This is a genomic window from Comamonas sp. w2-DMI (assembly GCF_040187735.1).
GTDB lineage: Bacteria > Pseudomonadota > Gammaproteobacteria > Burkholderiales > Burkholderiaceae_C > Comamonas > Comamonas terrae.
On sequence record NZ_JBANEL010000026.1, the window covers coordinates 60,047 to 67,908 of the forward strand.

Consider the following 7,862-nt stretch of genomic DNA (forward strand, 5'->3'; position numbering starts at 1 on the left):
CGCGCAAGGGGGCATCCGGGCAGCCGGCGACACCTCGGTGCGGGGCGGCGGGGCCGCCTAGTTCCTTCCTTGGGGTCCTTGGCCTTGGTGCATGCTGGTTTCAGGTGCGGGCAGGGCGCGCTGCGTGCTACAGCAGGCCGCTTTCCAGCGGCGGCATGCCATGGCGCTGGCGCACGCGGTTGCAGGCATCCGAGCCCGCAGCGAACTCGCGGCAGGGCGAGGGGCGCCATTCATAGATGCCGCAGTGCGCCTTCTCGCCCACCTTGCCCACCAGGGCCGCGCAGCGCGGGCGGGCCCAGTCGGTGCCGCGCATGCGGCAGGTGTGGTCCGTGACTTCCTCGATCAGCCCGGCAGGCACGCGCCCGCCATGCTCCTGGGATTCGTGCACGGAAAAGTCCACGCGGAACGAGGCGCAGCAGGCGCCGCAGGTCAGGCAGGGATGGGTCATGGAGGAGGGCGGCGGGGCAGAGTGGGCGAGCGATTTTGCGCGTGGCTGCGCAAGCTGGCGCGGCGGCTGCGGCAAGCCCGAGTGCGCCGCCCGGAAACCGCCCTCGCCCCCGCAAGTGCATGGCCGTGGAGGCAAGCGGACGCTGGCAGGTGGCGCTGATTTGCCCGGCTCGCAGCCGCCGGCGACAACGATGCGGAGTGGGGCACTCGGGCATCCGGATCATAATGAGAATAAAAATCAATAAAATGCACAACCATGAGTATTCTGCAGTCCACGGCCCCTGGCAGCGCGGCCCCCGTCAATCTCTCGGAGTGCGCCGCTGAATCGTCCCCGCTTCAGGCGCAAGCCGCACCGGCCGCAGCCGTGGCCACGGTCAGTCTCGACACGCTGGCGCGCCATGTGCCGGCCCGCGTGGTCGATCTGGCTCCCGCCAGCAATGTCGAGGAGCAGGAGCTGATGCTGCGGCTCATGGAGATCGGCTTTCTGCCTGGCGAGCGCGTGCGCATCGTGGCCACGGGCTTTCCGGGGCCGGATCCGCTGGCCGTGCGCGTGGGCGAAGCCACGTTCGCGCTGCGCCGCCATGAAGCATCCAAGGTGCTGGTGGCCGTGGAGGGCTGGGCATGAACGCGCGCGAGAATCCCGTGGCCGGCGCGGTGGTGCAGCCCATCGCCATCCAGCCCGTGGCCCAGGCCGCTTCGGGAGGCAGCCAGGCGGCGCTGCGTGCGGCCCTGCTGGGTAACCCCAACTGCGGCAAGACGGCGCTGTTCAATCTGCTGACCGGCGCGCGCCAGAAGGTGGCCAACTACGCCGGCGTGACGGTGGAGCGCAAGGAAGGCTGGCTGACCACGCCGGGCAAGCGCCGCGTGCGCCTGCTGGACCTGCCGGGCACCTACAGTCTGCATGCACACAGCGAGGACGAGCGCATCACGCGGGACATCGTCAGCGGCCTGCATGCGCGCGAGGCGCCGCCCGAGCTGCTGATCAGCGTCACCGATGCCACCCACCTGCGCCTGAACCTGCGCCTCGTGCTGGAAGCGCGTGCGCTGGGCCTGCCCATGGTGCTGGTGCTCAACATGAGCGACATGGCGCGCCGCCAGGGTATCGTCGTGGACCGCGAAAAGCTCAGCCAGGCGCTGGGCGTGCCCGTGGTGGAAAGCGTAGGCGTGCGCCAGGACGGCGGCAAGGAGCTGCTGGCCTGGCTGGACAGCGACGAGGCGCGCAACCTGCAGGCACCGCCTGTGGACGAGCGCTGGAAGCCCAAGGCCGGCCAGAGCGCCAAGGAGCAGCTGCTGGCGCTGCACCAGCAGGTGGCCGATATCATGCGCATCGCCGTGCAGGAGCCGCAGACGGACACCCAGCGCGACGACCGCATCGATGCCGTGGTGCTGCACCCTGTGTGGGGCACGCTGCTGCTGATCGTCACCCTGTTCCTGATGTTCCAGGCCGTGTTCAGCTGGGCCCAGCCCGTGATGGACGGCATCGAGGGCGCGGTGGGCAGCTTCGGGGGCTGGGTGAAGGATTCCATGCCCGAGGGCGTGCTGCGCAGCCTGCTGGCCGACGGCGTGATCGCCGGCACGGGCGCCGTGCTGGTCTTTCTGCCGCAGATCCTGGTCCTGTTCTTCTTCATCCTGGTGCTGGAGGATTCGGGCTACCTGCCGCGCGCGGCCTTCCTGCTGGACCGCATCATGGGCACGGTGGGCCTGTCGGGCCGCTCCTTCATCCCGCTGCTGTCGAGCTTTGCCTGCGCCGTGCCCGGCATCATGGCCACGCGCTCCATCAGCAGCTGGCGCGACCGCCTCCTGACCATCATGATCGCGCCGCTGATGACCTGCTCGGCCCGCCTGCCGGTCTATGCGCTGCTGATCGGTGCCTTCATCCCGGAAAAGACCGTGGCCGGCCTTTTCAACCTGCAGGGCCTGGTGCTGTTCGGCCTGTACATCGGCGGCATTCTTAGCGCCATGGCCGTGGCCTGGGTGGCCAAGCTGGCACGCACGAACAAGGCCCGCACGCCGCTGATGATGGAGCTGCCCGCCTACCGCTGGCCCAGCCCGCGCAGCCTGGCGCTGGGGCTGTACGAGCGCGCCATGATCTTCCTGCGCCGCGTGGGCGGCATCATCCTGACGGTGAGCATCGTGCTGTGGTTCCTGGCCAGCTACCCGGCCGCGCCCGAAGGCGTGACCGAGGCGGCCATCCGCTACAGCTTCGCGGGCCAGATCGGCCGCTGGCTCGAGGTGGTGCTGGCGCCCATCGGCTTCAACTGGCAGATCGCCATCGCCCTGGTGCCCGGCATGGCCGCGCGCGAGGTGGCCGTGGGCGCCCTGGGCACGGTGTATGCGCTGTCCGCCTCGGGCGACGACGCCATGGCCCAGCAGCTGGGCCCGCTGATCGCGCACAGCTGGTCGCTGGCCACGGCGCTGTCGCTGCTGGTGTGGTTCGTGTTCGCACCCCAGTGCATTTCCACGCTGGCCATGGTCAAGCGCGAGACCAATGGCTGGCGCTATCCGCTGATCATGGCCGGCTACCTGTTCGCGCTGGCCTACCTGGCGGCCTTCGTCACCTATCGCGTGGCCCTGGCGCTGGGCTGGGGCTGAGGAGAATCACCATGTGGCAAAACATCATCGTCGCCCTGATCGTGGCCGTGGCTGCGGCTTCGCTGGTCTGGCGCTACCTGCCGGCCGGCTGGCGCCGCAAGGCCGGCCGATTGCATCCCTCGCTGGCGCCAGGCGAGGGCGGCGGCTCCTGCGGCGGCTGCAGCGCCTGCGGCGGCGACAGCTGCTCGGATACGCGCAAGCGCTGAAGAGAATCGAGGCGCTTCCAAATCCATAGCTTCCTGCGCTGGACGATTCTGCATTTCAAACCATCAATGGGTTGAAATGTAGAGCCGGACGGTGCAGGAAGCTTTTGTTTTTGTAGCGACTCGATGAAGAAGCGGGCTGCCGGACTCAGGCCGCTTCCTGCCACTGCGCCACTTCCTCCTCCGACAGCTGGGGCAGCCCGAACTTGGCGCGCGTGTCATGGCAGCCGTAGGAGGCGAAGGGGAAGTCGCGGCAGGGGCGCGAGCGCTGCTCGTAGATGCCGCATCCCACGCAGCCTTCGCCAAGATGCGGCAGATCGGTCAGCGCCACGCAGCGCACGGGATGCTGCTGCGTGCCGTTCATGCGTGCGCGGTTGCCATTGACCTCATGGGCCATGGCGTCGGGCACGGTGCCGCCCATGGATTGCAGCTCGTAGATGGAAAACTCGACGCGGTAGTTCTGGCAGCAGACGCCGCAGCGCAGGCAGGGGTGTACGGATTCGGACATGGAAGTTTCTCGGATTCAGGGTCATCGACGACGGGCCGCCTTCCTCGGGAGAAGGCGGCCTGCTGGCAGGAGGTGATGAAGACGGCTTTGCGGCGGGCGGCAAAGCGGTCGCTGAACCGGGCGCTAGGTATGGCCCTGGAGAAACTTCAGATAGAAGGTGTGGATGCGCACATAAAGCGCGCGGACCCGGGCCGCGAAGCGCTTGCGTGGCCCGAAGGCGGACGGCACGCGCCAGTGGCGTGCGATATGGGGCTGGCGCAAGGCATGGGCCCCGAACGCAAACACCGCCTGCGGGCGCGCGGCCTGCAGGCGGTGTGTGGTCGTGGTGTGGCTCGTGTGCATGGTGCGGGTATGGATGCTTCCGAGCCTGTGCGTGGCCGATCAGCCGGGCTGGCGGCCCAGCAGCAGGTACTCCATGAGTGCCTTTTGCACGTGCATGCGGTTTTGGCGGCGGCACGCAGCCTGCGGCTGCTTCACGTCCGCGGCGCGGACGTGAGCCTGCGCCGAAACAGAATGCGGGCCACGGCATGTCATGCCGCGGCCTGACGTGCGAACTGCCAATGCCTGCGGCATCGTCAGTCCACCCGTCCCAGCAAAAGGTACTCCATGAGTGCCTTTTGCACATGCATCCTGTTTTCCGCCTCGTCCCAGACCACGGATTGTGGGCCGTCGATGACTTCGGCTTCCACTTCCTCGCCGCGGTGGGCGGGCAGGCAGTGCATGAACAGCGCGTCGCCCTGGGCGGCGGCCATCATCTCGGCATCCACGCACCAGTCGGCAAAGGCCTTGCGGCGCTCCTCGTTCTCGGCCTCGTAGCCCATGCTGGTCCACACGTCGGTGGTGACCAGGTCGGCGCCCTTGCAGGCCTCGAGCGGATCGGCGAAGACCTTGTAGCAGCCGGCGCGCGGCGTCTTGCCGCCGAAGGCCAGCTTCTCGTCCACTTCATAGCCGCTGGGCGTGGACAGGTGCACGGTGAAGCCCAGCAGGTCGGCAGCCTGCAGCCAGGTATTGGCCATGTTGTTGCCGTCGCCCACCCAGGCGACGACCTTGCCCGCGATCGAGCCGCGGTGCTCGATGAAGGTGAAGATGTCGGCCAGGATCTGGCAGGGGTGGAATTCGTTGGTCAGGCCGTTGATGACGGGCACGCGCGAATGGGCCGCGAAGCGCTCGATCTTTTCCTGGCCGAAGGTGCGGATCATCACCAGGTCGGTCATGCGGCTGATGACGCGCGCGCTGTCCTCGATGGGCTCGGCGCGGCCCAGCTGGCTGTCGCCCGTGGTCAGGTGCACCACCGAGCCGCCGAGCTGGTACATGCCGGCCTCGAAGCTCACGCGCGTGCGGGTGCTGGCCTTCTCGAAGATCATGGCCAGCGTGCGGTCAACCAGTGTGTGGTGCTTTTCGTAGCCCTTGAACTTCTTCTTGATCAGGGCTGCGCGCTCCAGCAGATAGGCGTACTCGTCGGCGGTGAAATCGGAAAACTGCAGGTAATGCTTGATGGAGGACATGGGCCCGCCTTTCATTCGGACAGGAATTGCTGGACCAGTGGCTTGAGTTTGGCCACGACTTCGTCGGCCTCGGCCTCGGTCATGACGAGCGGCGGCACCAGGCGCACCACGGTGTCGGCCGTCACGGAGAACAGCAGGCCGGCTTCGGCGCCGCGGGTGAGCAGCACGCCGCAGGGCTTGGCCAGCTCGATGCCGATGATCAGGCCCTCGCCGCGCACTTCCACGACGCCGGGGAGGGTGCCCAGTTCCTGCTGCAGCCTGGCCTTCAGGTGGGAGCCGACCTTGGTGGTGTGCGCCAGCAGGCCGTCTTCCTCCATGATGCGGATGGTTTCGATGCCGGCGCGCATGGACAGCGGGTTGCCGCCGAAGGTCGTGCCGTGGTTGCCGGGCTTGAACACCTCGGCCGCCTTGCCCTTGGCCAGCAACGCGCCCACGGGCACGCCCGAGCCCAGGCCCTTGGCCAGGGACATGATGTCAGGCACGATGCCGGCCCACTGGTGGGCGAACCACTTGCCGGTGCGCCCCATGCCGGACTGCACCTCGTCGAGGATCATCAGCCAGCCCTTGGCGTCGCACAGCGCGCGCACCTGCTGCATGTATTCGGCGCGCATGGGGTGCAGGCCGCCTTCGCCCTGGATGGGCTCCATCATCACGCCCACGATGTTGGGATTGCCTTCGGTGGCCTGCTTCAGCGCCTCGATGTCGTTGGCCGGGATGCGCACAAAGCCCTCGAGCAACGGGCCGAAGCCTTCGCGCACCTTGGGGTTGGCCGTGGCGCTCATGGTGCCCAGCGAGCGGCCGTGGAAGGCGTGGTCATAGACCACGATCATGGGGTTGGCGATGCCCTTGTCCACGCCGTACTTGCGCGCCAGCTTGATGGCGGCCTCGTTGGCCTCCAGGCCGGTGCTGCAGAAGAAGGCCTTGTCCATCCGGGCGCGCTCGGTCAGCAGCTGGGCCAGTATTTCCTGGCCGGGCACATGGTAGTAGTTGGAGCAGTGGATGAGCTTGGCCACCTGTTCCTGGATGGCGGGCACGAACTTGGGATGGTTGTGGCCCAGCGTGTTGACCGCAATGCCGCCCAGCGCGTCGAGGTACTCCTTGCCGTTGACGTCCCACAGGCGGCAACCCTGGCCTCGCTCCAGAGCGATGGGGACGCGGCCGTAGGTGGTCATCACATGGGGTTCGGCAACCTCGATATGAGCGGTCATTGCAAAAATCTCCTCAGCAGGGCGGTCAGTGGTGCGGGTGGCACCGTAAAAATGCGAGGCCTGATTCTAGATGCCGCGGATAACCCCAACATTGCGCTTTGCGCATCGCAGCCATGCAATGAGCCTACGCCCGACTGGGATGCCGGCCGGACCCGGGCGCTGGCTCTTATACAAGAGCTAGAATGCTCCATGGGCATATCGGTGGAGACCCCACCCCAATTCACCCTCGTTTTCTGGTGGAGCCCCGGATCTTTTTGGCGCATATTTGATGGTTACCCCCTCCAGCAAAGAATTGTTCATTCTGGGCATGACCCATTCCGGCAAGACCTTCAGACCCAGCGACTGGGCCGAGCGACTGGCCGGCGTCATGAGCCAGTTCCGACCCGGAGGGGCTTGCCAGGGCAGCCACCTGAGTTATTCGCCCTGGTGCGTGCCTACGGTGATGAACGGCGTCAAGTGCGTGGTGGTCAACCGGGATCTGCGCGACTACGAGCCCATGGCCTGGGACTTCTGCCTGAACTTCGCCAAGGACAATGACCTGCAGGTCGCCGAAGCCTGCCTGCTGCCCGACGAAAAAGCCTGACCCCCAGGCTTTTTGCTTTTTTGAAGAGAACAAGAGCGCACAAGGGTGCGTTTTTTTGTGCCCCGATGGGTCGTGGTGCCGCCCGTGGACCCTGAACCGGTTCGCCCTCCAGGCCGGGATGGGCCAGGCAGGAGCCGCCTTGCGGCGAGGGTGTCGTCCCGCTGCACATCATCCCTTTGAGATGGGGCGCAGCGCTTCAGGGATTTCCGTCCACAAAAAAACCGCCCGAAGGCGGTTTTGATGTTTGCTGGCAGCGCACCCGTTACAAACGGCAGATGGCTGTGATGGAAATCCCGGCCATCCGTGCTTGATGGTTGCCGGTATTAAGCGGCGAGGGCCAGGGCCTTGACCTTGGCGGACAGGCGGCTCTTGTCGCGAGCAGCCTTGTTCTTGTGGAAGATGCCCTTGTCGGCGATCGCGTCGATCACGGACTGAGCCTTGGCAAACAGCTCGGTAGCCTTTGCCTTGTCGCCGGCCACGACGGCCTTCTCGACGTTCTTGACAGCGGTGCGGTACTTGGAACGCAGCGAGGTGTTCGCAGCGTTCAGCTTGATGTTCTGGCGGGCGCGCTTGCGGCCCGATGCCAGGCGGGGGTTCTTCTTGGCTTTGGTTGCCATGGTATGTTTTCCTTTGTGTCTGAGGATGATGCCAGCAAACCGGCGATTATAGCACCCCCTTAGCGGCTGCGCCGCTCCCCCTCTCTCTACGCGCTTCGCGCTAGGCTGAATCGACATTCAATCTGTCAGCCAAGCCAGACTTGCAGCGAGGCAGAGGAATGCCATGAAGTGGGCGGCCTTGCGGTCGTAGCGCGTGGCG

At 66.4% G+C, this 7,862-nt stretch carries 10 protein-coding genes; 4 read left to right on the forward strand and 6 right to left on the reverse strand.

The annotated features are described in order from the left end of the window. Positions 1-127: 127 nt before the first annotated feature. Positions 128-448: a YkgJ family cysteine cluster protein gene (locus tag V8Z74_RS21665; RefSeq protein ID WP_066476867.1), complete on the reverse strand. Its 321-nt coding sequence runs from the start codon at positions 446-448 to the stop codon at positions 128-130. Positions 449-703: 255 nt separating this feature from the next. On the opposite strand from V8Z74_RS21665, the gene V8Z74_RS21670 reads away from it, so the two are divergent. From V8Z74_RS21670 to V8Z74_RS21680, 3 genes are read left to right on the forward strand one after another with little or no spacing between them, the layout of a single operon-like run. Beyond that, the gene (locus tag V8Z74_RS21670) at positions 704-1,072 is read left to right on the forward strand and encodes a FeoA family protein (RefSeq protein WP_349711116.1); all 369 of its coding nucleotides are present in this window, start codon (positions 704-706) and stop codon (positions 1,070-1,072) included. Then, complete coding sequence (gene feoB, locus V8Z74_RS21675; protein WP_349711118.1) at positions 1,069-3,039, forward strand: ferrous iron transporter B; 1,971 nt, start codon at positions 1,069-1,071, stop codon at positions 3,037-3,039. Before V8Z74_RS21670 ends, feoB begins: the two co-directional genes overlap by 4 nt. Before the next feature lie 11 nt (positions 3,040-3,050). Next, positions 3,051-3,245: a hypothetical protein gene (locus V8Z74_RS21680; RefSeq protein WP_066476854.1), complete on the forward strand. Its 195-nt coding sequence runs from the start codon at positions 3,051-3,053 to the stop codon at positions 3,243-3,245. Positions 3,246-3,390: 145 nt separating this feature from the next. On the opposite strand, the gene V8Z74_RS21685 is transcribed toward V8Z74_RS21680, so the two are convergent. The 4 genes from V8Z74_RS21685 to V8Z74_RS21700 all read right to left on the reverse strand — a co-directional run bounded on the left by V8Z74_RS21685 (position 3,391) and on the right by V8Z74_RS21700 (position 6,463). Next, on the reverse strand, positions 3,391-3,750 hold the full coding sequence (locus V8Z74_RS21685) for a YkgJ family cysteine cluster protein (protein WP_349711119.1): 360 nt from the start codon (positions 3,748-3,750) through the stop codon (positions 3,391-3,393). 123 nt (positions 3,751-3,873) lie between these two features. Next, positions 3,874-4,092, reverse strand: a complete 219-nt coding sequence (locus V8Z74_RS21690) for a hypothetical protein (RefSeq protein WP_349711121.1) — start codon at positions 4,090-4,092, stop codon at positions 3,874-3,876. Between the two features lie 233 nt (positions 4,093-4,325). Continuing rightward, positions 4,326-5,246 (reverse strand): ornithine carbamoyltransferase, encoded by a 921-nt coding sequence (argF, locus tag V8Z74_RS21695; RefSeq protein WP_502879590.1) that lies wholly within the window; start codon positions 5,244-5,246, stop codon positions 4,326-4,328. A gap of 20 nt (positions 5,247-5,266) precedes the next feature. Continuing rightward, positions 5,267-6,463: an aspartate aminotransferase family protein gene (locus V8Z74_RS21700; RefSeq protein WP_349711125.1), complete on the reverse strand. Its 1,197-nt coding sequence runs from the start codon at positions 6,461-6,463 to the stop codon at positions 5,267-5,269. Between the two features lie 268 nt (positions 6,464-6,731). On the opposite strand from V8Z74_RS21700, the gene V8Z74_RS21705 reads away from it, so the two are divergent. Next, positions 6,732-7,046 carry a DUF3579 domain-containing protein gene (locus tag V8Z74_RS21705; protein ID WP_066476837.1) on the forward strand — a complete coding sequence of 105 codons (315 nt, stop codon included), beginning with the start codon at positions 6,732-6,734 and terminating at the stop codon, positions 7,044-7,046. A 323-nt stretch (positions 7,047-7,369) separates the two neighbouring features. Here V8Z74_RS21705 and rpsT read toward each other — a convergent pair whose 3' ends face one another. Next, positions 7,370-7,663 (reverse strand): 30S ribosomal protein S20, encoded by a 294-nt coding sequence (gene rpsT, locus V8Z74_RS21710; RefSeq protein WP_066476834.1) that lies wholly within the window; start codon positions 7,661-7,663, stop codon positions 7,370-7,372. Between the last annotated feature and the right edge of the window lie 199 nt (positions 7,664-7,862).